The organism is Candidatus Accumulibacter sp. ACC012, assembly GCF_907163155.1.
Classification (GTDB): Bacteria; Pseudomonadota; Gammaproteobacteria; order Burkholderiales; family Rhodocyclaceae; genus Accumulibacter; species Accumulibacter delftensis.
Genome location: NZ_CAJQUC010000022.1, coordinates 65,930 through 90,449, shown reverse-complemented (window position 1 = coordinate 90,449; position 24,520 = coordinate 65,930). Strand labels below are relative to the sequence as shown.

Genomic DNA, 24,520 nt, shown 5'->3' with positions numbered 1-24,520 from the left:
CTACGCCGTCCGCCAAGGACGTGTTGGCTGTGCTCGATGGCGAACAGCATTACAGTAATGTAATCTCGATGTCAGCTTGCTGACCGGGTGACGCAGTCATCATTGGCGGCCTTGATCATCTTGAGTTCAGCGCATGCGCCATCCTTGTGCAGGAAGAAGTCCTCCTTTCCGGATGGAAACTCAGCGCCTTTCGACCCCCGATCATCTACCCACAGGATCCGCCATGAAATCTCTGTTTCCCGTCATTTCCCTGCTTACCATGGCCCTTGCCAACCCGGTGTTTGCCGCCGCCGAGCACGATTCCCATCATCCGGCGGGCAGCGGCGCCGCTAGCGACAAGGCAGCAGCTTCCGCAGGCACCGTGAAGAAAGTGGACAAGGCGGCCGGCAAGATCACCATCAAGCATGGCCCGCTGGCCAATCTCGGGATGCCGCCGATGACCATGGCTTTCCGTGTCAGTGACCCGGCGATGCTCGATCAGGTCAAGGCAGGCGAAAAGGTAAGCTTCACCGCGGAAAATGTCGGCGATGCCTTGACGGTCACCGCACTCGAGCCTGCGAAGTAGTTTCCTTTCTCGCCTACGGGAGCAGCGCGCTTCGTGAGTCGCGTACGCGACTTTCACATTAACGGTCATGACACGTGGAGACACCCCAAATCATGAAAGTCATGACCGTTACCCTCTTCCCCTGACCCTTCTCCCGCAAGGGGAGACGGGAGTTTCGTGAGTCGCGTACGCGACTTTCACATTAACCGGATTCCCGACAGATGATGCTTTCCACGCCAAGCGCGCTCACGGCACGCCTTGCTGCGGCCGGCTGTGTGCTGCTTGCGCTCGTGCTAGCGAACGCGCCGGCTTACGCGCAGGGCCCACTCGCCCCGCCGCTGGGTGCTTCGCTCAGCGGCTTGCTGAGCTACGCCCGCGAGCACAATCCCGAGCTGAGTGTCCGCAAATTCGAGGCGGAAGCGGCACGGGAACGGGTCGAGCCGGCTGCGGCGCTGCCCGATCCGCGTTTCGAGCTCGAACTGATGGACTTCACCAATACCGTGAATTCCGAACGCGCGCCCTCGCTGCTGCCGGGGCAGGTGGGCAATACCCGCTACCGGGTCGTCCAGCCGCTGCCGTTCTGGGGCAAGCGCGAGCTGCGCGGTGAAGTCGCCGAGGCGCTCGCCGAGCAGGTCGAGACCCTGCAGGACGGCACCGTGCTGGAGGTCGAGAACCGCATCAAGACCGCCTACGCCAGGCAGTTCCAGGCCTCCGGCCAGATCCGCATCCTTCGTGAGACCCTGTCGCTGCTCGACGCTATCGAGCAGCTGGTGCTGACCCGCTACGGCGTCGGTCTGGTACCGCAGCAGGACGCCCTGCGGGCCCAGAGCGAACTGACCAGCGTCAAGATCGATCTCGTCGAAGCCGAACGTCGCAAGCGCGACAATGCCGCCAAGCTCAATGCCCTGTTGGCGCGCGATGGCGATGCCCCGCTGGCCGAGCCCGCGCAACTGCCGCCAGCCCCCGCCAGAATTTCCTACCAGAGCCTGCTCGAACAGATCCGCACGCGCTCGCCAGAGGTCTCACGCGAACGTTTCGGCGTCGTTGCTGCACAAAAAAGTCGCGAGCTGACCTGGTTGAACCGCTATCCGGACTTCGCCGTCGGCCTGACCAATAACCGCCCCTACAACGCGTCGGACAACTGGGAAGTGATGGTCGGCGTGACCATTCCGCTGCAACAGTCGTCCCGGCGCGCCCAGGAGCGCGAGGCAGAACGCCGCCTGGACGCCGCGCAGACGCGTGTGCTGGCCGCTGAAACGCGCCTCGCCGGCCGGCTTGGCGAAACGCTTGCCGCTTTCGAGGCCAGCCGCGACAAGGCGCGCCTGCTGAAAAACACCTTGCTGCCGCAGGCCAGCGCCACTTTCGACGCGGCACAGTCCGGTTACGAAAGCGGCCGCGTCAACTTCAACACCCTGATCGACGCCGAGCGGCAGATCCTGCGCGCTCGCCTAGCCTTGCTCGACGCCGACGTGGAAACCGCCGTTCGCCTCGCCGAACTCGAATTGCTGACCGGAGAAGCGCTGTGAACCGCAGTCTCAAATTTACCCTGGCAGTCGCCGTGATCGCCACCATCGCCGCCGCCCTTGGAGCCGGCTACTGGTTCGGCAGGCAGCAGCCGGCCGCTGCGTCGACCATGGCAATGGCCGACGCAGCCAGCGGCGATACCGCCGCCTCTCCCTCACCAGCCGGCAAGAACGAACGCAAGCTCCTCTACTACCGCAATCCGATGGGCCTGCCCGATACCTCGCCCGAGCCGAAGAAAGACTCGATGGGCATGGACTACATCGCAGTTTACGAAGACGACGCACCCGACGACAGCGGCGCCGTCAAGGTCAGCCCGGCGCGTATCCAGACGCTCGGCGTCAAGACCGCCCGTGCCGAGGAACGCACCCTGGACGCGGCCTTGCGCACCGTCGGCCGGGTAGAGGTCGACGAGCGCCGGATTCACGACGTTGCGCCACGCTTCGAAGGCTGGATCGAACGGCTGCAGGTGAGCGCTACCGGTGATCCGGTGAGCAAGGGACAGGCACTGTTCTCGGTCTATAGCCCGGAGCTGGTCTCCGCCCAGAAGGAATTGCGCATCGCCGAGACGCTCGAGCAGAGCGCCGGCAATGCCGATCCGGTAGCCCGCGAGGGCGCCCGCCGCCTTGCCGAAGCCGCTCGCGAACGGCTGCGCAACTGGAAGGTTGCGGGCGCGGCCGGTTCGCAGAACGCGCTGGTCACCTTCTCCTCGCCGGCCACCGGCGTGGTACTCGAAAAGAAGGCCATCGAAGGGATGCGTTTCATGGCCGGAACGGTCATCTATCGTATCGCCGACCTGTCCACCGTCTGGGTGATCGCCGATGTCTACGAACAGGATCTGGCCCGGGTCAAGCTCGGCGAAAGCGCGCAGGTGATCATCGACGCCTTTCCGGGACATCCCTTCGAAGCCAAAGTCACCTACCTCTATCCGACGCTCAACGCCGCGACACGCACCACTCCGGTCAGGCTCGAACTAAAAAACCACGACGGGATGCTGCGTCCGGGCATGTTCGCGCACGTCGAGATCGCCACCGCGGGTAAGGCTGCACGCCTGACCGTGCCGCCATCGGCAGTGATCGACACCGGCGACCGCCAGGTGGTCCTGCTCGTGCTGGGCGAGGGCAAATACAAACCGCAGGCCGTGAAGATCGGTCTGCGCGGACGCGAGGCGGTCGAGATTCTCGAAGGCATTCAGGTCGGCGACGAAGTAGTCACCGCGGCCAACTTCCTGATCGACGCGGAAAGCAACCTCAAGGCGGCCTTGTCGACCTTCACCGCACCACAGTCGGCAGAATCGGCCAAAGCGGTGGCGAAACTGTACCAGGCGCAGGGCTCGATTGATTCACTGGACATCGCGTCGAACACCGCGTCGGTTACGCACGAGCCGATTCCAGCACTGCAGTGGCCGGCGATGACCATGGAGTTCGGGCTGGCGAGTCCCGAGGTCGCCAAAGGGGTGCCACCCGGCGCGCCGATGCACTTCGAGTTCGAGGACCGGGGCGACGGCGAGTTCGTGATCACCCGCATCGAGAAGGCCACCGCCAAGCACGAGGGCCACTGAGATGCTCGATCGGCTGATTGAATGGTCGGCGCGCAACGTCTTCCTGGTGTTGCTGGCCACCCTGGCGGTGGTCGCCGGCGGCATCTATGCGGTCAAGAAAACGCCGCTCGACGCCTTGCCGGATCTTTCCGACGTGCAGGTGATCGTGTTCACCCCCTACGCCGGGCAGGCGCCGAAGGTCGTCGAGGATCAGGTGACCTATCCGCTGACCACGGCCATGCTGGCGGTGCCGAAAGCCAAGGTGGTGCGCGGCTTCTCGATGTTCGGCGCCTCCTACGTCTATGTGATCTTCGAAGACGGCACCGACATCTACTGGGCGCGCTCGCGGGTACTGGAATATCTGAGTTCCGTACAGGGCAACCTGCCGCAAGGCGTTGCGCCGCAGATCGGGCCCGACGCCACCGGCGTCGGCTGGGTCTTCCAGTACGCGCTGACCGGCAAGGATCAGTCGCTGGCCGACCTGCGCAGCGTCCAGGACTGGTACGTCCGCTACCAGCTGACCAAGGCCGGTGGCGTCGCCGAAGTGGCCAGCGTCGGTGGCTTCGTCAAGGAATATCAGGTCATCGTCGACCCGCACCGGCTGGCCAGCTATGGCGTTTCGCTGGCACGTCTGTCGCAGGTGATTCGCGAATCGAACCGCGACGTCGGCGGTCGCGTCGTCGAGCTGGCCGAGAAGGAATACATGGTGCGCGGGCTCGGCTACCTCAAGGGGGTCGCCGACATCGAGACGCTGGTGCTGAAGAGTGACGGCGGCACACCGGTGCTGGTGCGCGATGTCGCCCGCGTCGAGATCGTCCCGGCCGGGCGGCGCGGGATCACCGAACTCAACGGCGAGGGCGAGGTGGTCTCGGGGATCGTCATGGCCCGCTTCGGCCAGAACGCGCTCGACGTGATCGCCAACGTCAAGGCCAAGATCGAGGAGTTGCTGCCGGGCCTGCCGGAGGGAACCGAGATCGTTCCCGTCTATGACCGTTCGAAACTGATCGAACGCGCCATCGACAACCTGAAATGGACCTTGCTCGAAGAAAGCCTGATCGTTGGTGCCGTCTGCGTGATCTTCCTGATGCACGTGCGCAGCGCGCTGGTGGCCATTCTGACTCTGCCGATCGGCATCCTGATTGCCTTCATCGCCATGCGTACGACGGGCATGGGTTCGAACATCATGAGTCTGGGCGGTATCGCGATCGCCATCGGGGCGATGGTGGACGCGGCGATTGTGATGATCGAGAACGCCCACAAGCGACTCGAACACCTGCCGCCGCACGCGACCAAACATGATCGCGCGGCGACCATGATTCGCGCCTGCAAGGAAGTCGGGCCGGCGCTCTTCTACTCCTTGCTGATCATCACTGTCTCCTTCCTGCCGGTGTTCACCCTCGAAGGCCAGGAGGGGCGGCTGTTCAGTCCCTTGGCCTTTACCAAGACCTTCGCCATGGCCGGCGCCGCGATCCTGTCGGTGACGCTGGTGCCGGTGCTGATGATGTTCTTCATTCGCGGGCGGATCATGCCCGAGCAGAAGAACCCGGTGAACCGCTTCCTGATCTGGGTCTACCGGCCGATCATCCAGGCGGTGATGCGCCACAAGATCGTCACCCTGCTGCTCGCGGGCGTGGTCATGGCAGTCACCGTGTTTCCGGCCAGTCGCATCGGTTCGGAGTTCATGCCGACGCTCAACGAAGGCTCGCTGTTCTATATGCCGGCGTCGCTGCCGGGGATGTCGGTGACCGAAGCCGCGCGCCTGCTGCAGACCACCAACCGCATCATCAAGACTTTCCCCGAGGTCGAGTCGGTCTATGGCAAGGCCGGCCGTGCCGCCAGCGCCACCGACCCGGCACCGATGGAGATGTTCGAGACGGTGATCAACCTCAAGCCCGAAAAGGAATGGCGGGCGGGTATGAACGTCGACAAGCTGATTGCCGAAATGGACGCCGCGCTCAAGTTCCCTGGCCTGGCCAATTCCTGGACGATGCCGATCAAGGCGCGTATCGACATGCTGTCGACCGGCATCCGCACGCCGGTCGGCGTGAAAGTCTTCGGCAAGGAGCTGGCGGTGATCGAAAAAGTCGCCCGCGAGATCGAGCAGGCGGTGAAGGACGTTCCCGGCACCTCGAGCGCCTACGCCGAGCGGGTTACCGGCGGCTATTACCTTGACATCACGCCGAAGCGCGAGCAACTGGCGCGCTACGGAATCACCGTCGGCGATTTCCAGCAGGTGATCAGCAGTGCGCTCGGCGGCGCCGTGGTCACCACCGCTGTCGAAGGCCTCGAGCGCTATAACGTCACCGTGCGCTATCCGCGTGCGCTACGCGACGATCCGCAGCGCATCGCCAACGAGGTCTTCGTCCCAGGCAACGCCGGGATGATCCCGCTCGGCCAACTGGCGAGCATCGAACTGCGTAACGGCCCGCCGGGCATCAAGACCGAGAATGCGCTGCTCGCCGCCTACGTCTTCGTCGATATCCGCGATCGCGACGTCGGTTCCTACGTCAAGGATGCCCAGAAAGCCGTCGCCGACAAGGTCACTTTCCCGCCCGGCTATTACGCCACCTGGTCGGGGCAGTTTGAGTACATGGAGCGCGCCAAGTCCAAGCTCGCCCTCGTCGTACCGTTGACCCTGGCGATCATCTTCGTGCTGCTGTACCTCAATTTCCGGCGCCTGACCGAGACGCTGATCGTCATGCTCTCCGTTCCGTTCGCGCTGGTTGGCGGTATCTGGCTGATGTGGTGGCTGGGCTACAACATGAGCGTCGCGGTGGCCGTCGGCTTCATCGCCCTGGCCGGCGTTGCCGCCGAAACCGGCGTGGTGATGCTCATCTACCTCGATCAGTCGTGGCAGGAAATCACCGCCAGGCGTCGCGCCGAAGGCGTTGATCCGACAGCCGCCGACCTCTACCACGCGATCATGGAAGGCGCCGTCGAACGCGTGCGCCCGAAGATGATGACCGTGGTGGCGATCATGGCCGGTCTGCTGCCGATCATGTGGTCGACCGGTACCGGTTCGGAAGTGATGAGCCGCATCGCCGCACCGATGGTCGGCGGCATGGTTTCGTCCACCGTGCTGACCCTGTGCGTCATCCCGGCGCTGTATGCGCTGGTCAAGCTGTGGCAGTTGCGCCGCGAGCTGGCCAGGCCGACAGTGCTGCCTTTGAGCGAAAGCTGATCAGCGGGGCCGCCGGCTCCGACCAGGACAACTGCGATCGCCGCGCTGGCGAGCGACCACGCTTGCCCGAAGAGGGCTGACATACCAGGGAAATCGATAGCCTCTGGATGGGTCAACGAAAGCCATACCGTTTTCTCCAGGCGCCCGCCTCGAAGGCACCCTCGATGACGAAGCAGTGGAAGTGCTGATGCGGATTGAGCAGCGTGCCAAAGCGGGGTGGATGAAGGGCACCCCGCCGATCCGGGAATAAGGGCCTGGCGAACCGGCCAAGGACGCCCTCCTGCTCTGGGTGACGAAAAGACAAAATCCTGGCGCCCGAGCAAGATGCGGGCGCCAGGATTTCCTGGTTTTCGTCAGGGCAGCGTCACGCGACACAGCTTGTCGCAGACGGTCGGGTGTGACGGCCTGAGCTTGTCGAAGGCCGGCTTAACCCGAGCTGCGACTGTTTTGAGGAAGCTAGCGATTGCCGCTCAGGTGCGCTTGCGGCGACCGAAGCCCAGACCTGCGAGGCCGAGACCAAAGAGGGCGAGGGTGGCAGGCTCCGGGATCGGTTCGGGCCGCGAAGCACCGAAGGTCACGTTGTCGTAACCCACCTGGTTAACCGTGCCGCCGAAATCGATCGACTTGGCGGTACCGGCAAAGGCGAGGCCGCCGATCGCCCAATTGCTGAAGCTGCCACTCGGATCACCGGGACCAGCGCCGAGTGCGGCGAGGTTGATCGTGCCGAGGAGGTTCCCGGTTGCATTCAGGTCGTCATAGACGTCGACGTCGCCGCCGAACGCCACGGTGGTGTACCAAAACGAGAAACCGGTCGTGAATCCCGGTGCGTAGTTCAGAACCGCGGAGCCGGTCAGGAAGAACATGATGGTGTCCGGGGTGGGTTCGTTGCCAAAGTTGCCGGTGCCACCGGCGTCCGCATCGATGATGCCGAGCGTGTTGCTGCCGAAAGCGACGCCGTAGTTGGTGCCCGAATTGCCGAGGCTGTCGGTGCCGCCGTTGTAGAAGTTGTCGATCGAAGCCTGATCGCCGATGCCCTCGAAATCCAGGGTGATGACGACAGCGGCGGCGGAGGCGCTGTAGACCAGGCCGGCGGTGAGCAGAGCGGTGCAGAGACGATTCATTTTCATGACGAGTTTCCTTCTATGGTTTGTGGTATTGATCACCGGCGGTAGCGGAGTGGCAGTCGCCGCGCCCCTTCGTTGCCTACCGGAAAAGTAGGTGGAGAAACCCTCTTTCTCTTACCCTGGCCTTAACAAAGCAGGATATGTGCCAGGAACTGCGCGACCTGGATCGGCGCCTTGACTTAATGTCTTTTATTCGCCAAACAGCCTGTTTACTCAACAAAAATTTGTGGGTCAGCGAGAGTTTTCTGACACCAGGTGTAAATAATTCCGACAGCCAAGCATTGGGCGCGTCGGCGGCTGACCAATCGTCACCGGGATACTTGCGATGGGAGAGACAGGCAATCCGACGCGCCTTCAGGCGTTTGAACAACTTCGGACTATAGCCGTCGCGATCGAAGACCAGGGTGAAGCGATGGCGCAACGGTTCGGCTGCCAGCACTTCGGCGTTCGGCTGACCCGGGATGTCCCGTTCCAGACGGAGCAGAGTCTCGCCCTCGAGGACCTTGATCAGGCCGCGATCAACGACTTGCGTGACCCGAAAGAAGGGTTGTCCGTTGATCGCGTTGACCCAGTAATCGGCGGTCGCCCGCTGGCACAGCCGCTGCCGCGCGATGTGGTGGCGCGGCAGCTTGGTCTGCTCGCCGTAATACACCCGCACATGCGCGTCGACGCAAGGGATGCCTGCTTCTGTCGGCGCCGCCGCCATCCAGCGCCGACACACAAATCGGCAGCCCATTTTTCGGCCTGATCACCCTGACTAAGGAGCTGAATTTTCTCGCGCTGGGCACAATGACCGCGGATGGCCCTAAGGTCGACATCATCGGCAAGCGCCCCCTGTCGAGCGAGTCCTCAGACCAGCTTGCACAGGTAGGCTGGCGCGAAGTCCAGGACGAAGTCCCAGAAAGCGGCCAGCGCTGGCGTCAGGTGTTTGCTCTTGTGGCGGACGATGTGCCAGCGGCGCATTACCGGTGTGCCTTCGACTTTCAGAATGCTCAGACGCCCGGCGCTGAGTTCGAGTCCGAGCGTGTGCTGGGAAAGGAAGCTGATCCCCAATCCGGCAACGACCGCCTGCTTGATGGCTTCATTGCTGCCCATCTCCATGCCGATCCGTGGCTTGAGCGAACGTTCCTTAAAGAACTCTTCCATCGCCGAACGCGTGCCTGATCCAGCCTCACGAACGATCAGCATTTCGCTGACCAGGTCTTCGACGGTGACGTTTGGCCGCTGGGCCAATGGATGGTCGACACTGGCAACAATCACCAGCGGGTGCGGGGCAAAGGCCACCGCCGTGGCGTCAAGGGCCGGTGGTGGCCGGCCCATGATTGCCAGGTCCACCTCGTTGCTGGCCAGCAGGCGATACACCGTGTCGCGGTTGTCGATCAGCAGGCGAATACGTACGTCGCCGTGCGTCTTGCGAAACTCCGCCAGCAAACCGGGCGCGAAATATTCGGCCGTACTGACAACGGCGACGGCGATGCGTCCGCCTTTCAGCCCCTTCAGCGCCAGCAGCGCCTCATTGGCGTCTTTCAGCGACTGCAGGATCTGGCGTGCGTGTTCGAGCAGGGTTTCGCCTGCTTCGGTAAGAAAGACGCGTTTGCCGATTCGTTCGAAGAGCAGCGTCCCGCAGACCTCCTCCAGTTGCTTGATCTGCAGCGAGACGGCGGCATGCGTCAGATGCAGGCTCTCGGCAGCGCGCGCAAACGAAAGATGGCTGGCGGCGATCGAGAAGATCTGCAACTGACGGATTGTGGCGTTTCTCATGGGTTAGTATATGTTTATCAAATTAGACAGTAGCTTTAACTAGAGTTTTTCTATCAGGCGGCTAGAATCAGGTGCCTTCCTGACCGGCGAGCAAAATTTTCATCTTCCGGAGTGCTGCCATGCTATGCGGACGGACCAACGTCAACAAGTTCCTGATCGAAGAGCAGCGTCGCAATCCGGCGCTGATCGGCGATTTCTCGATGCTCATGAGCGACATCGTGCGTTCCTGCAAGGCCATTGCGCAGGGCGTTTCGCGTGGTTCGCTGGCCAACCTGCTTGGCGATGCGGGCAGCGAAAACATCCAGGGTGAAGGGCAGAAGAAACTTGACGTACTGGCCAACCAGGCCTTCCTGCGCCATTGCGAGTGGGGTGGCCACCTGGCGGCGATGGCTTCCGAGGAGATGGAGGACATCTTTCCGATTCCCTCCGAAAACCAGCGCGGCCAGTATCTGCTGGTTTTCGACCCGCTCGATGGCTCTTCGAACATCGACGTCAACCTGTCGGTCGGCAGCATCTTTTCAGTGTTGCGCTGCCCCGAGAATTGTAGTGGCGGCGCGCCGACTGCAGTTGATTTTCTGCAGCCTGGCTCGCAGCAGGTTGCCGCCGGCTACGCGCTCTACGGGCCATCGACGATGCTCGTACTGAGCGTCGGCAACGGTACGCACGGCTTCACGCTGGATCGCAACATCGGCGAATTCCTGCTCACCCACCCGAATCTGTTGATCCCTCCGGAAACTCACGAGTTCGCGATCAACGCTTCCAACGAGCGCTTCTGGGAGTCTCCTGTGCAGCGCTACGTCAGTGAGTGCCTGGCTGGCCAGAGCGGTGTTCGCGGCAAGGACTTCAATATGCGCTGGGTGGCGTCAATGGTCGCTGAAGTTCATCGCATCCTGATGCGTGGCGGCGTTTTCCTATACCCCCGCGATAGCAAGGATTTGTCCAGGCCGGGCCGACTACGCCTGATGTACGAAGCCAACCCGATGGCGATGATCGTTGCCCAGGCGGGCGGCCTGGCGTCAACCGGCAGCGAGCGAATCCTTGACGTGCAACCGGCTGGTCTGCACGAGCGAGTGCCGGTCATTCTCGGTTCGCGCGACGAGGTCGAGCGCATCGAACGCTACCACCGCGAGCACGATACGGGAGAAGACCAGCCCTTCAGATCGCCACTGTTCTCGACGCGTACCCTCTTTCGGGACGATTGAGCCGCACAGCGGACCATCCATTACTTAATTTGAGGAGGCATGCCCAATGTCGATCAAGAATCCCGTCATCGCGATTACCGGTTCTTCGGGCGCCGGCACTACTTCGGTGACGAAGGCCTTCCAGCATATTTTTCGACGCGAGCAAGTCAACGCGGCGATCATCGAGGGTGACAGCTTTCATCGTTACGACCGTCTCGCAATGCGCGCGCAGATGGCCGAGCGAGCGCTCGCCGGTGACCACCATTTCAGTCACTTCGGACCGGAAGCCAATCTGCTCGCAGAGCTCGAAAACTTGTTCCGCCAATACGGTGAGAGCGGCAGCGGCACGAGCCGCCACTATGTGCACGATGAAGGCGAAGCCGAGCGCTATGGTGCGCCGCCGGGAAGTTTTACCGAGTGGAGCGAACTGCCGGCGGGCACCGATCTGCTGTTCTACGAAGGTCTGCATGGCGCCGCCAGGACCGACACGGTCGACGTCGGGCGGCATGTCGACCTGTGCGTCGGAGTGGTTCCGATCATCAACCTGGAGTGGATCCAGAAGCTGCATCGCGACAAGGGGCAGCGGGGCTATTCGACCGAGGCGGTGATGGATACCATCCTGCGCCGGATGCCCGACTACATCAATTACATCTGCCCGCAGTTTTCCACGACGCACGTCAATTTCCAGCGCGTGCCGACGGTCGATACCTCGAATCCCTTCACTGCTCAGGATATTCCACTGGCCGACGAGAGCATGCTGGTGATCCGCTTTGCCAGCCCCCATGGCATTGATTTCCCTTATCTGCTGAGTATGCTGCATGATTCGTTCATGTCGCGCCCGAACATCATTGTCTGCCCGGGCGGCAAGATGGGGCTGGCGATGCAGATCATTTTCACGCCGATGATCATGCAGTTGATGGACAAGAAGCGCCGTGTGCGCCAAAAATGAGCGCAGGAAAGGTGTGTCTTCCGGTTTGCTTGCCGGCATGGTTTGACGGGCAGGGAGCATGTTTACAATCGGGGCGGCACAAGAAAAAAGCCGGCAATGCCGGCTTTGCTTAGTGCTTAGCGGGAAAGTCGCCTTCGCGACTCAGGTGATGGCCACCAGCGGCGCTAGATTGGCGCGCATTTTCTGCATCGCCTTGACTTCGATTTGGCGAATCCGTTCTGCGGAAACCGAGAACTCGCCTGCGAGATCGTGCAAGGTTGCCGGGTTTTCTTCCGTCAGCCAACGCGCTTCGACGATCCTGCGGCTGCGTGGGTCGAGACTGCCCAGGGCATTCTGGAGGCCGTCGCTGTACAGTCGCTCGCGGGCGCGGCCTTCGAGAATATGTACCGGTTCGCTGGAGTTGTCGGCCAGATACGCCGCGGGAACAAAGGCCTCGTCATCGTCAGCCTGCGCGTCAAAGGCCGTGTCGTGACCCGACAGGCGAGTGTCCATTTCCATGACCTCGTCGGCTTTGACGTTCAGGCGCTGGGCGATATCGGCGACCTGAGCCGGGCCGAGCGTGTCACGGTTGGCTTTCATGCTGCGCAGGTTGAAAAACAGTTTGCGCTGCGCCTTGGTCGTTGCCAGCTTCACCATCCGCCAGTTCCTGAGGACGTACTCATGAATCTCGGCCTTGATCCAGTGGATGGCAAAGGAAACCAGCCGAACGCCGCGCTCGGGATCAAAGCGCTTGACGGCTTTCATCAGCCCGATATTGCCCTCCTGGATCAAATCCGCATGCGGCAGGCCATAACCCAGGTAGCCGCGAGAAACGGAAATCACCAGACGAAGGTGTGAAAGAATCAACTGGCGCGCAGCGCCGAGATCGCCTTCGTCGCGGAAGCGTGTCGCCAGACCGAACTCCTGCTCCTCGGTCAGCATGGGAAACTGTCTGGCCGCCTGGATATACGCGTCAATGCTGCCGACGGCGGAGATCGTGGGTAAAGCCAACGCTTGTGTCATTTGGATGGACTCCTCCTTGCTGTTTACTTTCTAACAATTGTATTTTAGCACTCGCGGCTTGAGAGTGCTAAAAGCAGAGAAAGTTCGTCCGGATGATGAGCCGCAGAGCCGCGGAGCATTGATGGCTTCACCGTCCGTGATGCTGCTGCTGCGATAGCCGTGCTTGCTGCCCCGTTCGCTCTCCAGGAGCGGCCGCGACGGCAAAGTGGCGATTGCCTAGCGTACGCCGTCGTCGCTTTTCGCGCCCTATCGGAGTGCCGAGTGGGACGTGTTGGCTCGGGAGCTGGATCCGGTGCTTGCGCGCATCGTCCGCGCGGCAGTCGGAAAATGGGCAGAAAAATTCGCCGTTCGCCATCCTTTCGCCTGGCGTGCTGCCCAGCGCCAGGATAGACTACGGCTGCCCGGGATCTTGGCGCTTGGGCACGGCAAGGCGTGTCGCTTTGCCGCGGCGCCCATGAGAGTGAAACTGGAGAGCAAGGAAGGCCATGTCGAAGGTCCCTGAAAAGCCGCTGGCGAGCACCTGCCCAGCTTGCGGCATGTCCTTCGTCTGCGCTGTGGCGGCTGGTCTTGCCACTTGCTGGTGCATGGAGAAAGCCGACACAGCGCCGCTTTCCTTCGCGCCGGAGGTGGGTGGCAGTTGCTATTGCCCGGGCTGCCTGGCGCAGCGCGTCAGCGCTTCGCCAGGGAAGCCCTCTCCGGGAGCATGAGCAGCGCGTCGCGGTTGCTCCAGGAGAAGCATTTTGCGGCAGCCTCTCGCCAGGGCAGCCAGCAGTAGTCGAGATGCTCGCCGGGAGCGAGGCTGACCGCTTGCACGGCCGCTACCTGCAGCGAGAAGACATGCTCGGTGTTGTACAGTACGCCCGGTGCGTAACGATGCCGCCACTCGGCAAAAATCTCGTAGCGATTGCTCACCTGCCAGTCCTGCAGCTCGCCTGGAGAGGTGCGGATGCCGGTCTCTTCGGCAAGTTCACGCCGTGCCGTGTCGAGCAGCGCCTCGCCCGCTTCCTGGCTGCCGGTGACTGACTGCCAGTAGCCGGCATGCGCAGCACGTTCAAGCAGCAGCACCTGCAGTTGCGGGGTATGGACCACGACCAGGACCGATATCGGTTGCTTGTAGGCAGTCATTCCAGGGTCGGAAGAGTCGCCAGGCCGTCGGTCTGGCAGTCGTAGACAACCCACATCGGGACGTCTTGCGCACGCCATGCATCAATCACGGCGGCAAAGACGTCGTTGAGCGTCCGGAAAGCGTCTGCGTTCGCGAACTGCAGGGTGTCAGCTCGCGACAGGATCAATAGATAGCCGGGTTCTTCGCGCCAGGAGATATCGCTCAGGCAATCTTTCAGAGCGTCGAAGTTGCTGCCGTACCATTCGGGGAAGCCGAACTGGCGGCCGAGCTGGGTAAGTACCGCCTCGATCCGGTCGCAGTCGCCGAGATCGGCCTCGAAACAGGCAAAGCCGGCTGCCTCGGCCGCGTCTCTGAGGGCCAGACGATCGCCATGCGGCAGAGCGTAGATGCCGGCCTGGCGTGCATCCTCCAACAGCGCTTGCAGATTCTTCTGAGTCATGGCAGATGGTGGCTATTGGTAACTATTCGCGGATTCGGCGGAAGCTGCGGTAGTGATCGCCGGTGTAGTAGTACTCGCCGGAGGTGGCGACATCACCACCGCTGCCCGCTCCGGCGACAATGCGTCGCGGTCCGCGGTCGCGGCGACCCGGAGTCGGTACCGTGTATTCCCGATAGTAAGCGCGTGGCTGCAAGGGGAGGCGCTTCTCGAAATTGCCGAAGACGCTGCCGTCCTTGGGTACATACGGGAAGGGTCCGCCTTGCTTGATCAATTGCAGGGTTTGCCGCGCTTCGGCAGGCAGCTCGGCCAGTGCGACGCTGTTGAGGGGCACGCTTTCGCGTGCCGTGGCAGTGCTCGCGCCCAAGAGGCCGAGCACTGCCAGCAGCGCGAGCAGCGCCACCGTACCCAGTAGCAGCCGAAAAGAAGCGGTGGCGCGTAGCACGGCTGCTAGCCCTTGCCGACCTCGACCTGCGTTTCGACTTTCTGGCGCAGGCGGATATGCAGTTCGCGCAGCTGTTTCTCGTCGACGCTGTTTGGCGCGTCGGTGAGCAGACACTGCGCGCGCTGGGTTTTCGGAAAAGCGATCACGTCGCGGATCGACTCGGCGCCGGCCATCATGGCGACGATGCGATCGAGGCCGAAGGCCAGGCCACCGTGCGGTGGCGCACCGTACTTGAGTGCATCGAGCAGGAAGCCAAACTTGAGTTGCGCTTCCTCGTCGCTAATACCGAGCACCTTGAAGACTCTCTCCTGCACCTCGGCCTGGTGGATACGCACCGAGCCGCCACCCAGTTCCGAACCGTTCAGTGCCAGGTCGTAAGCTTTCGCCAGGCAGTTGCCCGGGTCGCTCTGCAGGCGGTCGAGGTGGCCGTCTTTGGGGCTGGTGAAGGGGTGGTGGCAGGCGCTCCAGCGTCGTTCGGCTTCGTCGAAGTCGAACATCGGGAAGTCCACGATCCACACCGGCTCCCAGGGGTTAGGGTTCAGGAAGCCCTTTTCGTGACCGATCTTGACGCGCAGTGCGCCCAGCGCGTCATTGACGACCTTGCTCTTGTCGGCGCCGAAGAAAATCAGATCGCCGGACTGTGCGCCGGTGCGCTCAACGATGGTCTGCAGCGCAACGGCATGCAGATTCTTGACGATCGGCGATTGCAGCCCGGTCTCGTTGAGCTGCGTGACATCATTTACCTTGATGTAGGCCAGGCCGCGAGCACCGTAGATACCGACGAACTGGGTATAGGCGTCGATCTCGCCACGTGTCAGCGTGGCACCACCAGGAACACGCAAGGCGGCAATGCGCCCGCCCGCGCTGTTGGCGACGCCGGCAAAGACCTTGAAGGAAACGTCCTTGAGCGCGTCGGTGACTTCGACGAGTTCGAGAGTGACGCGCAGATCCGGCTTGTCCGAACCGTAACGATTCATCGCCTCGCCGTAGCTCAGGCGGGGAAAGGGGTTGGGCAACTCGACGGCCAGCACTTCGCGGAATACCGCCCGGATCAGCTTCTCCATGAGCGCGACAATTTCGTCCTCGGCCATGAACGATGTCTCGATATCGATCTGCGTGAACTCCGGCTGCCGGTCGGCGCGCAAGTCCTCGTCGCGAAAGCACTTGACGATCTGGTAATAGCGGTCGAAGCCGGCGACCATCAGCAGTTGCTTGAACAGTTGTGGCGATTGTGGCAGGGCGAAGAACTGCCCCGGATGAACGCGTGACGGTACCAGATAGTCGCGCGCTCCTTCCGGGGTGCTCTTGGTGAGCATCGGCGTTTCGATGTCCATGAAGCCGGCGTCGTCGAGGAAGCGGCGAAAGGCGCGCGCCGTTTGGTAGCGCAAGCGCATGTTCTTCTGCATCTGCGGACGGCGCAGGTCGATTACCCGGTGCTGCAGGCGGATACTTTCCGACAGGTTCTCTTCGTCAAGCTGAAACGGCGGCGTCGCCGAAGCGTTGAGAATCTCCATCTTATGACAGAGAATCTCGACTTCACCACTGGCGATGTTGGCGTTCACCGTTCCTTCGGGACGGGCGCGAACCTTGCCCGTAATGCGCAGGCAGAACTCGTTGCGCACCCCTTCGGCGGTCGCGAACATTTCCGGGCGATCCGGGTCGCAGACGATCTGAGCCAGGCCCTCGCGGTCGCGCAGGTCGACAAAGATGACGCCGCCGTGGTCTCGCCGCCGATGCGCCCAGCCGCAAAGCCTCACTTCCTGGCCGATGAGCTGTGAATTGACTTGTCCGCAGTAATGGGTTCGCATGCTGTTTCCGGGTTGCTGATATCAGGTTATGGTGGGGTCGATGGGCGGCGCGACGGCGGCCGCCGATGGTTTCGAAGCTGCCGATTTTTTCGAGTGCGTGGACGGTGGCGCGACGACGCCCATGGAAATGACGTACTTCAGCGCCGTATCGACGCTCATCTCCAGTTCGATGACGTCTGTTCTCGGCAGCATCAGGAAGAAGCCGGAGGTCGGGTTGGGGGTCGTCGGCACGTACACGCTGACAAAGTCACCGTCGAGGTGGCGAAGCAGATCAGCGCCCGGTCTGCCCGTCAGGAAGGCGATCGTCCAGGCTCCGCGACGCGGGTACTCGACCAGCAGCGCTTTGCGAAAAGCGTTTCCGGATGACGAGAATAGGGTGTCGGAAACCTGCTTGACGCTGTTGTAGATCGAATTGACGACCGGAATGCGCGCCAGCAGATGTTCCCACCAGCGCACCAGCTGTTGGCCGATGAAGTTGGCGGCCAGCAAGCCGGTGGTGATGATGATCAGCAGGGTCAGTATCGCGCCGGCACCCGGGATGTCGAAGCCGAGCAGAGTGCGCGGCTGGATCGCCGTCGGCAGCAGGCGCATCGATTGGTCCATGGTGCCGACGATCAGCACCAACACCCAGGCTGTGATCGCCAATGGCACCCAGATCAGCAGTCCGGTGATGAAATACCGCTTCATCCCTTGTCTTTAACAGCCGCCGTGCTCTTCGCACTGGCGGGCGTACTGTCGGCCGAAGTCGTTGTTTTGGTCGAGCTCGTTGAACTGCTTGAAGCGCTGGCCTGCGCCGTTGAGCTCGTCGTATTTTCCGTACCGGTTGGCGAGCTGTGCTTGTTTTCGGGGCCTGTGGTTGTCGACGGGGCCTTGTTGCCACCCTTGAAATCGGTCACATACCAGCCGTTGCCTTTCAACTGAAAGCCGGCCGCCGTTACCTGCTTCGTATAGGTCGCCTGTTCACATTCCGGGCAGATACTCAAGGCCGGGTCACTCAGTTTTTGCAGGTGATCGTTTTCGAAACCGCAAGTTTCGCAGCGATAGGCGTAAATCGGCATGACGAACCCTCAAAAGGCGCAGGATAGCGCCCGAAAAGGCACGATTATACGCGAACCCCGGTATCGTTTACCCGTCTCCGCCGCGGCTGCGGGGGCTCCAGTTGCCAGCCGGAAAGGCTACAGCAAGCTCAGGTAGGCGCGCGTCAGTGGCTTTCCCCAGAACAGCGCCAGCAAGCCGGCCATCGCCAGGTAGGGGCCAAAGGGAATGGGCACGCTGCGCCCGCGCTTGGCAATCACGATCAGTGCGATACCGACCACTGCGCCCAGCAGTGACGAGAGCAGGATGGTCAGGGGCAGCATCTCCCAGCCGAGCCAGGCGCCGAGGGCGGCGAGTAGCTTGAAGTCACCGTAGCCCATGCCCTCCTTGCCGGTGGTCAATTTGAACGCCCAATACACAGACCACAGGGCAAGATAGCCGCACATCGCCCCGATGACCGCCGCTTGCAGGTCGGCGAAAGTGCCAAAAAGATTGACAAGCAGGCCGGCCCAAAGCAGGGGCAGCGTGATCGCATCCGGCAACAGCTGGCTGTCGAAGTCGATGCAGGTCAGGGCGATGAGGCCCCAGATCAGCAGCATGGCCGCCAGGCTTGTCCAGCCATAGCCGAAATGAAACGCAGCAAAGGCACACAACAGGCCGCTGATCGCTTCGACCAGTGGGTAGCGTAGCGAGATCGGAGCTGCGCACGCCGAGCAGCGGCCGCGCAGAAACAGCCAGCTCAGTAGCGGAATGTTCTCGAGCGCGGTAATCGCATGCCCACACGCGGGACAGCGCGAGCCGGGCCTGGCCAGTGACAACGGCTCGTGTTGCGGTGCCTCGTCACCGCATAGTTCGGCGCAGTGGTTGCGCCACTCGCGCTCCATCATCGTCGGCAAGCGGTGAATGACGACATTGAGAAAGCTGCCAACCAGCAGCCCGAGCACTCCGCAGATCAGCGCGAAGAGGGCCGGGGGCAGGTCAGCAGGGACGAGGTCGAGCACTATCCGACGACCGCGCCCAGTTTGAAGATCGGCAGATACATGGCAATCACCATGCCACCGATCAGCACCCCGAGAACGACCATGATGATCGGTTCCATGAGGCTGGACAGCGCCTCGACCGCGTCGTCAACCTCGGCCTCGAAGAAGTCGGCAACCTTGCCGAGCATTGAATCGAGGGCGCCGGACTCTTCACCGATGGCGACCATCTGATTCACCATATTCGGGAAAAGCGCCGAGTTCTGCATCGCCGAAGTGAGGCTGGTGCCGGTGCTGACCTCGCTCTGGATCTGCCGGGTGCCGACCTTGTAAACGTAGTTCCCGGCTGCGCCACCTACCGATTCCAGCGACTCGACAAGGGGGACGCCGGCCGCGAACATGGTGGCCAGGGTACGTGTCCAGCGGGCGATGACCGACTTGCGGATGATGTCGCCGAAAACAGGCAAACGGAGGAACAGGCGGTCGAAAGCCATCTGCATCTTCTCCGAACGTTTCCAGGTGTAGAAGAAGGCAAAGACGCTGCCACCGATACCGCCGAAAATGGCCCACCAATACTCGATGAAGACGTCCGATATGGCGATTACCACCAGTGTTGGCGTCGGCAGGTCGGCACCGAAGCTCTTGAAGACTTCCTTGAAAGCCGGAATCACGAAGATCATGATCACTGCGGTGATGACGAACGCGACGACGATGATCGCTACCGGGTAGAACAGTGCGGCCTTGATCTTGGACTTGATGGCGATCATTTTCTCCTTGTAGGTCGCCAGTCGGTCGAGGAGCGTTTCGAGAATGCCGGCCTGCTCACCGGCAGCGACCAGATTGCAGTACAACTGGTCGAAATGCAGCGGATATTTGCGGAAGGCTTGCGACAGCGAACTTCCGGTCTCGACGTCGGACTTGATGTCCAGGAGCAGTTTGCCGACCGCCGGGTTGTCGTGTCCGCGGCCGACGATTTCAAAAGTCTGCAGCAGCGGCACGCCGGCTTTCATCATCGTTGCCAATTGCCGCGTGAACAGCGCGATGTCCTTTTCGGTGACTTGACGTCCACCCTTGAAGCGCTGCTTGGAGACCTTGCTGACGAGAATTCCCTGCCGTCGCAGCGTCGCGCGCACGACGTTCTGGCTGTTGGCGCGTTGCTCGCCGCGGACGACCTTGCCAGTCTTGTTTTTACCTTCCCAGAGAAAGACGTATTCTTTGACTTCCGGCTCGGCTCTTCGGGTGCGTTTCGCAGCGGTGGCCATCTATTTCCTCCTCTTCAAGCGTTGGTGCTGCCGAGAATTTCGTCGAGAGAGGTGAGCCCTTGCTTGACCTTCAGCAGCCCGGAGCGACGCAAATCATTGACGCCTTCCTGTCTGGCCTGGTCTGCCACGTCATGCTCCGTGCCGTTGGCCATGACAATGCGTTGAATCGCTTCAGTGACCGGCATCACCTCGTAGAGCCCTACCCGTCCCTTGTAGCCACTCCCCTTGCAGCGTTCGCACTCGCCCGGACCGTAGAGCGTCCAGGTGCCATCCAGATCGCTTTCCAGGAAGCCGGCGTTGAGCAAGGTCTCGACCGGTGTGTCGAGCGGCTTCTTGCAGGTGCACAGCCGGCGCACCAGGCGCTGCGCGGTGATCAGCAGAATGCTCGAGGCCAGGTTAAAGGTCGGAATGCCCATGTTCATCAGGCGAGTCAGCGTTCCCGGCGCATCATTGGTGTGCAAGGTCGACAAGACGATGTGCCCGGTTTGCGCTGCCTTGATCGCGATTTCCGCCGTTTCGATGTCGCGGATTTCGCCGACCATGATGATGTCCGGATCCTGCCGGAGAAAGGCCTTGAGCGCCACCGGGAAGGTGAGCCCGGCTTTGTCATCGACGTTGACCTGGTTGATTCCTGGCAGTGGTATTTCGGCCGGGTCTTCGGCGGTGGCGATGTTGACCCCGGCCTTGTTGAGAATGTTGAGGCAGGTATAGAGCGAAACGGTTTTTCCGGAACCCGTCGGTCCAGTGACCAGGATCATGCCGTAGGGTCGGTTGATGGCGTCGAGCAACAGTTCTTTCTGCTCGGGCTCGTATCCCAGCGCATCGATCCCGAGGCTGGCGCTGGCCGGGTCGAGAATCCGCAAGACGATCTTTTCGCCGTACATCGTCGGCAAGGTACTGACCCGGAAGTCGATGGCTCGACTCTTGGACAGCACCAGACGCATCCGACCATCCTGGGGAACGCGTTTCTCGGCAATGTTCAGGCGCGAAATGACCTTGATCCGCGAAGCAATCTTGTCCTTGATGACCAGCGGTGGCGCCGCCACTTCGCGCAAGATGCCGTCCGTACGAAAGCGGATGCGATAGCTCTTTTCATACGGTTCGAAATGGATGTCGGAGGCCCCGTCGTTGATCGCATCGAGCATCATTTTCTGAATGAAGCGGACGACCGGCGCGTCGTCGACCTCGACGGCTGAGGCATCGTCGGTTTTCTCCTGTGTCTTCTCGTCAGTAAACTCGAGGTCAATGTCCTCGCTGGTAAAGCTCTTCAGGCTGTCTTCGACCGACTCCGAGAGTTTGGCGACCAGGGGGGCGAGCTTGTTTTCTTCGACGATTACCGGGTCCACCGCCAAGCCGGTCTGGAAGCGGATTTCATCAAGCGCGCGCAGATTGGTGGGGTCGGCGATGGCTATTGCCAGGCGGTTGCCGCGCTTGTGCAGGGGCACGACGCGATGGCTGGCGATCAGCTTGCGGTCAATCGCGCTCTTCTGGATCTGTGTGTCGTCGAAGGCGGACAGATCGAGCAAGGGGTAGCCGAACTTCTCGGCGGCAAAACGCGCCAGGTCTAGGAAGGTCGCCTTGTTGGCGTTGACTATCTGTTCGATCAGCGAGGTGCGGCTGGCAGCCGAATGTGCGAGCAAGGACTCGGCCTCGGCTTCCGTGAGCCGACCAGCTTGTACCAGCGCCCGGGCGAGGCCGCTGAGCGGGGAGTTTTGCGGATTGGCTGCCATTGTTCGCGATAGGACCTTGTAATGCGTTTTGAACCATCAGGTCCCGGCTATGCCGAGTTATTAGCCTTCCCGATCATGCATTGACTCGGCGTGTTTGTAAAGGAGCTCCTTTTCGGCGAGCATTCCGGCCCCAGGGCCGCTCGCGGAGCGTGTCGCTGCAGCGACTGCGCGGAACGCGCTGGAGCGCGCCCATTCGGCGCATTCAATGATTCAATCAATCATCTATTCAAGCGTTCAATGGGCGACGGTTGGCAATTGCCGTCGCCGGATGAACTGCGACGCTTACTCGCTTGCTGCCTCGACGACGATCAGGGCGCTCATGTCCACCACTCGACGAACCGTCGACGTCGCTGCCAGTACATGCACCGGGCGCGCCGCGCCCGAGCAGATCGGGCCGACGCAATTCGTCGCCCCCCTCATCTTGAGCAGGTTGTAGGAAATGTTGGCGCATCAAGGTTGGGCATCACCAGTATTCGCCTCGCCGCTCAGTGCGACTGCGGGTCCGAGGGTTCGCGGATGCTCGTGAGATGGCGCTTTCGCCGTGCATCTCGCCGTCAATCTCCAGATCCGGCGCTTGGCGCGGACGATCACGCCTGGGACTTTGCTGGGCGAACCCGCGGTGGGTGACTTTGTAGGCCTGAATGCGGGGAGTATTCCGGGGCGTCGCTCGAACCTTCGGCGCAGCCTTCTCTTCTTTCCTGGTTGGAGTTGTAGTGCGTCTCTAGTATCAGCCGCGGATGAGTAGGACACGTATTCCGCACCCATGGTGTTCGCGCGGCTGGATATTCCTTTGATCTTTCGCCGTGTTCCCTTTGTTTTCGCAAGTGTGTAGGATCTCGATACTCCAGCTTTCTATAGTCTAGGATAACTCATGCTCTACTGGTTTGTTTCTTCATCTCTTTTTTGTACTCTCTTTCCCCCAACGTTTTTCACCTGTATTTGTCCTTACTGTTCTCGTTTATATTGTGTCTCTTTGTGTGTTCCTCACTTCCTCTCTCCTTTCCCTCGACCCCCCGCACCCAACCCCTTCCCTCCTGTGCAAGAGTAGTGGACCATACTCAGGGTATGACCCCGTCCCCACGCCCCCACCCGCCCCCGCCCCACCCACACCACCGACGACCGCCGCGATGACTTCCGGGCGACCAATCAGGATCGGGCGCGTCAGCCCTTCATTGATGATCGTCTGGGCCGCGCGCAGCATGCGTTCGTCTTCGCCATCGCAATAGACGATGCGCGTTTCGCTGCTGCGCTTGGCGGCCGAGAACACCGCGCGCATGCCGACACCACTTTGATAGACGAACTCACGCAGCTTCTCGCGGTAAGCCTCCATGTCGGCGATCGGTCGGGTGGCCACTCCCGAATTCATCGCCGCCTGGGCAACCGCCGGGGCGATGATGGTAATCAAACGCGGATCGAACGGCTTGGGGATCAGATAGTCGCGGCCAAAAGCCAACTCCTGGCCAGGGTAGGCCATGGCCACTTCGTCGCTCACCTCTTCCTGCGCCATCGCTGCCAGGGCTTTGACGCAGGCCATCTTCATCTGCTCGTTGATACCCGTTGCGCCGACGTCGAGCGCACCACGGAAAATGAAGGGAAAACAGAGGACGTTGTTGACCTGGTTCGCATAGTCCGAGCGGCCGGTGGCGATGAGCACGTCCGGGCGCACTTTCCGCGCCAGTTCGGGCATGATTTCCGGGGTCGGATTGGCGAGCGCGAAGACAATCGGATCCTTGGCCATGTTGGTGAGCATCTCGGCTTCGAGAATGCCCGCTGCCGAGAGTCCGAGGAAAACGTCGGCCCCGGCAAGCGCTTCGCCGAGAGTGCGGCAGTTGGTGTCACGCGCATAACGCGCCTTGGTGGGCTCCATGTTGGCGTCGCGGCCGGCGTAGATCACGCCTTTCGAATCACAGACGAGAATGTTCTCGCGACGCACGCCAAGATCGCACCACAGGTTGAGGCAGGAAATTGCCGCCGCCCCTGCTCCGGAGCAAACGACCGTCACTTCGGCGATTTTCTTGCCGGTCACCTTGAGCGCGTTGAGGATCGCGGCCGACGAAATGATCGCCGTGCCATGCTGGTCGTCGTGAAAGACCGGGATCGACATGCGCTCCTTGAGCTTGGCCTCGATATAGAAGCACTCCGGGGCTTTGATATCCTCCAGGTTGATGCCGCCCAGGGTTGGCTCCATCGCGGCGATCATGTCGATCAGCTTGTCGGGATCTCTTTCCGCCAATTCGATGTCGAAGACATCGATGCCGGCGAATTTCTTGAACAGGCAGCCCTTGCCTTCCATCACCGGCTTCGCCGCCAGCGGGCCGATATTGCCCAGGCCAAGCACGGCCGTACCGTTGGTGATCACTCCGACGAGGTTGGCGCGCGAGGTGTACAGGCTGGCCGAGCCGGGTTCATCGACGATGGCCTGGCAGGCGAAGGCGACGCCAGGAGAATAGGCGAGTGCCAGGTCGAGCTGGTTGTTAAGTCCTTTGGTCGGCTGAACAGCTATCTTTCCCGGTGTCGGCTCGCGGTGATATTCGAGAGCGGCCTCGCGAAGGTCGGCCTGGCGCAGATCATTTTCCATTTTTTCTCCTGACGCGGTGTTCATAAAAACGAAGCGCGTCACTTTAGCCGACTGACGCGGTTTACACAAAAAGGACGCTTTGCCTCCGCTTATGTTCGAGTTGTTCGGGCCGCCGCCTGCCAGCAGCTGATCGCCGGGCAGAGGACGAGTTGGCGACGGCGGGAGCGCGCACGGCAATTTGTCGACGGCATTCCCGAAGCTGGCCGCAAGCAGCACGCGTTAGGCTCGCAGCGGGGGTAAAATGATATCAGCACGTGCGGCCTGACATGCCATGTGGCTAGATGGGGAGCTGCGGCGTGCGTTCGACTTGAATGGGAGAT

At 61.6% G+C, this 24,520-nt stretch carries 21 protein-coding genes and 1 pseudogene; 7 read left to right on the top strand and 15 right to left on the bottom strand.

What is annotated here, in order from left to right:
- The first annotated feature begins 223 nt into the window (after positions 1–223).
- The 4 genes from QZ648_RS21200 (at position 224) to QZ648_RS21185 (ending at position 6,786) form a co-directional block, all read left to right on the top strand.
- Positions 224–565, top strand: a complete 342-nt coding sequence (locus QZ648_RS21200) for a copper-binding protein (RefSeq protein ID WP_291998220.1) — start codon at positions 224–226, stop codon at positions 563–565.
- A 200-nt stretch (positions 566–765) separates the two neighbouring features.
- Positions 766–2,070, top strand: a complete 1,305-nt coding sequence (locus QZ648_RS21195) for a TolC family protein (RefSeq protein WP_291997166.1) — start codon at positions 766–768, stop codon at positions 2,068–2,070.
- Entirely contained in the window at positions 2,067–3,626 is a 1,560-nt protein-coding gene (locus tag QZ648_RS21190) for an efflux RND transporter periplasmic adaptor subunit (protein WP_291998219.1), read from the top strand. Before QZ648_RS21195 ends, QZ648_RS21190 begins: the two co-directional genes overlap by 4 nt.
- Before the next feature lies 1 nt (position 3,627).
- A complete protein-coding gene (locus QZ648_RS21185; RefSeq protein WP_291998218.1) occupies positions 3,628–6,786 on the top strand; it encodes an efflux RND transporter permease subunit in 3,159 nt (1,052 codons plus the stop codon).
- 470 nt (positions 6,787–7,256) lie between these two features.
- Here the strand turns inward: QZ648_RS21185 and QZ648_RS21180 are convergent, their stop codons facing one another.
- The 3 genes from QZ648_RS21180 to QZ648_RS21170 all read right to left on the bottom strand — a co-directional run bounded on the left by QZ648_RS21180 (position 7,257) and on the right by QZ648_RS21170 (position 9,671).
- Positions 7,257–7,913, bottom strand: coding sequence for a PEP-CTERM sorting domain-containing protein (locus tag QZ648_RS21180; RefSeq protein WP_169066568.1), 657 nt, complete (start codon positions 7,911–7,913; stop codon positions 7,257–7,259).
- Between the two features lie 76 nt (positions 7,914–7,989).
- The gene (locus QZ648_RS21175) at positions 7,990–8,616 is read right to left on the bottom strand and encodes a putative transposase (protein ID WP_291998217.1); all 627 of its coding nucleotides are present in this window, start codon (positions 8,614–8,616) and stop codon (positions 7,990–7,992) included.
- A gap of 143 nt (positions 8,617–8,759) precedes the next feature.
- Positions 8,760–9,671: a LysR substrate-binding domain-containing protein gene (locus QZ648_RS21170; RefSeq protein ID WP_291998216.1), complete on the bottom strand. Its 912-nt coding sequence runs from the start codon at positions 9,669–9,671 to the stop codon at positions 8,760–8,762.
- Between the two features lie 119 nt (positions 9,672–9,790).
- On the opposite strand from QZ648_RS21170, the gene QZ648_RS21165 reads away from it, so the two are divergent.
- Both QZ648_RS21165 and QZ648_RS21160 read left to right on the top strand, forming a co-directional pair.
- Positions 9,791–10,873 carry a class 1 fructose-bisphosphatase gene (locus tag QZ648_RS21165; RefSeq protein ID WP_291998215.1) on the top strand — a complete coding sequence of 361 codons (1,083 nt, stop codon included), beginning with the start codon at positions 9,791–9,793 and terminating at the stop codon, positions 10,871–10,873.
- Between the two features lie 46 nt (positions 10,874–10,919).
- Positions 10,920–11,801 carry a phosphoribulokinase gene (locus QZ648_RS21160; protein ID WP_291998214.1) on the top strand — a complete coding sequence of 294 codons (882 nt, stop codon included), beginning with the start codon at positions 10,920–10,922 and terminating at the stop codon, positions 11,799–11,801.
- A 141-nt stretch (positions 11,802–11,942) separates the two neighbouring features.
- On the opposite strand, the gene rpoH is transcribed toward QZ648_RS21160, so the two are convergent.
- On the bottom strand, positions 11,943–12,803 hold the full coding sequence (rpoH, locus tag QZ648_RS21155) for an RNA polymerase sigma factor RpoH (RefSeq protein WP_169066563.1): 861 nt from the start codon (positions 12,801–12,803) through the stop codon (positions 11,943–11,945).
- 485 nt (positions 12,804–13,288) lie between these two features.
- Here rpoH and QZ648_RS21150 point away from each other — a divergent pair, with 485 nt between their 5' ends.
- Positions 13,289–13,510, top strand: coding sequence for a cysteine-rich CWC family protein (locus QZ648_RS21150; RefSeq protein ID WP_291998213.1), 222 nt, complete (start codon positions 13,289–13,291; stop codon positions 13,508–13,510).
- Here QZ648_RS21150 and nudB read toward each other — a convergent pair.
- The 11 genes and pseudogenes from nudB to QZ648_RS21095 form a co-directional block, all read right to left on the bottom strand.
- Entirely contained in the window at positions 13,473–13,928 is a 456-nt protein-coding gene (nudB, locus tag QZ648_RS21145; RefSeq protein WP_169066561.1) for a dihydroneopterin triphosphate diphosphatase, read from the bottom strand. The genes QZ648_RS21150 and nudB overlap by 38 nt on opposite strands.
- The gene (locus QZ648_RS21140) at positions 13,925–14,368 is read right to left on the bottom strand and encodes a barstar family protein (protein WP_169066560.1); all 444 of its coding nucleotides are present in this window, start codon (positions 14,366–14,368) and stop codon (positions 13,925–13,927) included. The genes nudB and QZ648_RS21140 overlap by 4 nt, the downstream gene beginning before the upstream one ends.
- A gap of 22 nt (positions 14,369–14,390) precedes the next feature.
- Positions 14,391–14,744, bottom strand: a complete 354-nt coding sequence (locus tag QZ648_RS21135; RefSeq protein ID WP_291998402.1) for a ribonuclease domain-containing protein — start codon at positions 14,742–14,744, stop codon at positions 14,391–14,393.
- A 71-nt stretch (positions 14,745–14,815) separates the two neighbouring features.
- Positions 14,816–16,618, bottom strand: coding sequence for an aspartate--tRNA ligase (gene aspS / locus QZ648_RS21130; RefSeq protein ID WP_169066558.1), 1,803 nt, complete (start codon positions 16,616–16,618; stop codon positions 14,816–14,818).
- A gap of 21 nt (positions 16,619–16,639) precedes the next feature.
- Positions 16,640–17,305, bottom strand: coding sequence for a DUF502 domain-containing protein (locus tag QZ648_RS21125; protein ID WP_169066557.1), 666 nt, complete (start codon positions 17,303–17,305; stop codon positions 16,640–16,642).
- On the bottom strand, positions 17,302–17,676 hold the full coding sequence (locus QZ648_RS21120) for an FmdB family zinc ribbon protein (protein ID WP_291998212.1): 375 nt from the start codon (positions 17,674–17,676) through the stop codon (positions 17,302–17,304). Before QZ648_RS21120 ends, QZ648_RS21125 begins: the two co-directional genes overlap by 4 nt.
- Before the next feature lie 117 nt (positions 17,677–17,793).
- Complete coding sequence (locus tag QZ648_RS21115) at positions 17,794–18,654, bottom strand: A24 family peptidase (protein ID WP_291998211.1); 861 nt, start codon at positions 18,652–18,654, stop codon at positions 17,794–17,796.
- Complete coding sequence (locus QZ648_RS21110) at positions 18,654–19,892, bottom strand: type II secretion system F family protein (RefSeq protein ID WP_169066555.1); 1,239 nt, start codon at positions 19,890–19,892, stop codon at positions 18,654–18,656. The genes QZ648_RS21115 and QZ648_RS21110 overlap by 1 nt, the downstream gene beginning before the upstream one ends.
- A 14-nt stretch (positions 19,893–19,906) precedes the next feature.
- A complete protein-coding gene (gene pilB, locus QZ648_RS21105; RefSeq protein ID WP_291998210.1) occupies positions 19,907–21,622 on the bottom strand; it encodes a type IV-A pilus assembly ATPase PilB in 1,716 nt (571 codons plus the stop codon).
- Between the two features lie 282 nt (positions 21,623–21,904).
- Entirely contained in the window at positions 21,905–22,042 is a 138-nt protein-coding gene (locus QZ648_RS21100; RefSeq protein ID WP_291998209.1) for a phosphate acyltransferase, read from the bottom strand.
- A gap of 706 nt (positions 22,043–22,748) precedes the next feature.
- A pseudogene (locus QZ648_RS21095) lies at positions 22,749–24,200 on the bottom strand (phosphate acyltransferase); the annotation flags it as partial.
- Between the last annotated feature and the right edge of the window lie 320 nt (positions 24,201–24,520).

What these genes read in the sequence shown, in the direction of transcription:
- QZ648_RS21200 (WP_291998220.1), top strand. Translation starts at nt 224, where the DNA reads ATGAAATCTCTGTTTCCCGTCATTTCCCTGCTTACCATGGCCCTTGCC.
- QZ648_RS21195 (WP_291997166.1), top strand. Translation starts at nt 766, where the DNA reads ATGATGCTTTCCACGCCAAGCGCGCTCACGGCACGCCTTGCTGCGGCC.
- QZ648_RS21185 (WP_291998218.1), top strand. Translation starts at nt 3,628, where the DNA reads ATGCTCGATCGGCTGATTGAATGGTCGGCGCGCAACGTCTTCCTGGTG.
- QZ648_RS21180 (WP_169066568.1), bottom strand. Translation starts at nt 7,913, where the DNA reads ATGAAAATGAATCGTCTCTGCACCGCTCTGCTCACCGCCGGCCTGGTC.
- QZ648_RS21175 (WP_291998217.1), bottom strand. Translation starts at nt 8,616, where the DNA reads ATGGCGGCGGCGCCGACAGAAGCAGGCATCCCTTGCGTCGACGCGCAT.
- QZ648_RS21170 (WP_291998216.1), bottom strand. Translation starts at nt 9,671, where the DNA reads ATGAGAAACGCCACAATCCGTCAGTTGCAGATCTTCTCGATCGCCGCC.
- QZ648_RS21165 (WP_291998215.1), top strand. Translation starts at nt 9,791, where the DNA reads ATGCTATGCGGACGGACCAACGTCAACAAGTTCCTGATCGAAGAGCAG.
- QZ648_RS21160 (WP_291998214.1), top strand. Translation starts at nt 10,920, where the DNA reads ATGTCGATCAAGAATCCCGTCATCGCGATTACCGGTTCTTCGGGCGCC.
- rpoH (WP_169066563.1), bottom strand. Translation starts at nt 12,803, where the DNA reads ATGACACAAGCGTTGGCTTTACCCACGATCTCCGCCGTCGGCAGCATT.
- QZ648_RS21150 (WP_291998213.1), top strand. Translation starts at nt 13,289, where the DNA reads ATGTCGAAGGTCCCTGAAAAGCCGCTGGCGAGCACCTGCCCAGCTTGC.
- nudB (WP_169066561.1), bottom strand. Translation starts at nt 13,928, where the DNA reads ATGACTGCCTACAAGCAACCGATATCGGTCCTGGTCGTGGTCCATACC.
- QZ648_RS21140 (WP_169066560.1), bottom strand. Translation starts at nt 14,368, where the DNA reads ATGACTCAGAAGAATCTGCAAGCGCTGTTGGAGGATGCACGCCAGGCC.
- aspS (WP_169066558.1), bottom strand. Translation starts at nt 16,618, where the DNA reads ATGCGAACCCATTACTGCGGACAAGTCAATTCACAGCTCATCGGCCAG.
- QZ648_RS21125 (WP_169066557.1), bottom strand. Translation starts at nt 17,305, where the DNA reads ATGAAGCGGTATTTCATCACCGGACTGCTGATCTGGGTGCCATTGGCG.
- QZ648_RS21120 (WP_291998212.1), bottom strand. Translation starts at nt 17,676, where the DNA reads ATGCCGATTTACGCCTATCGCTGCGAAACTTGCGGTTTCGAAAACGAT.
- QZ648_RS21110 (WP_169066555.1), bottom strand. Translation starts at nt 19,892, where the DNA reads ATGGCCACCGCTGCGAAACGCACCCGAAGAGCCGAGCCGGAAGTCAAA.
- pilB (WP_291998210.1), bottom strand. Translation starts at nt 21,622, where the DNA reads ATGGCAGCCAATCCGCAAAACTCCCCGCTCAGCGGCCTCGCCCGGGCG.
- QZ648_RS21100 (WP_291998209.1), bottom strand. Translation starts at nt 22,042, where the DNA reads ATGAGGGGGGCGACGAATTGCGTCGGCCCGATCTGCTCGGGCGCGGCG.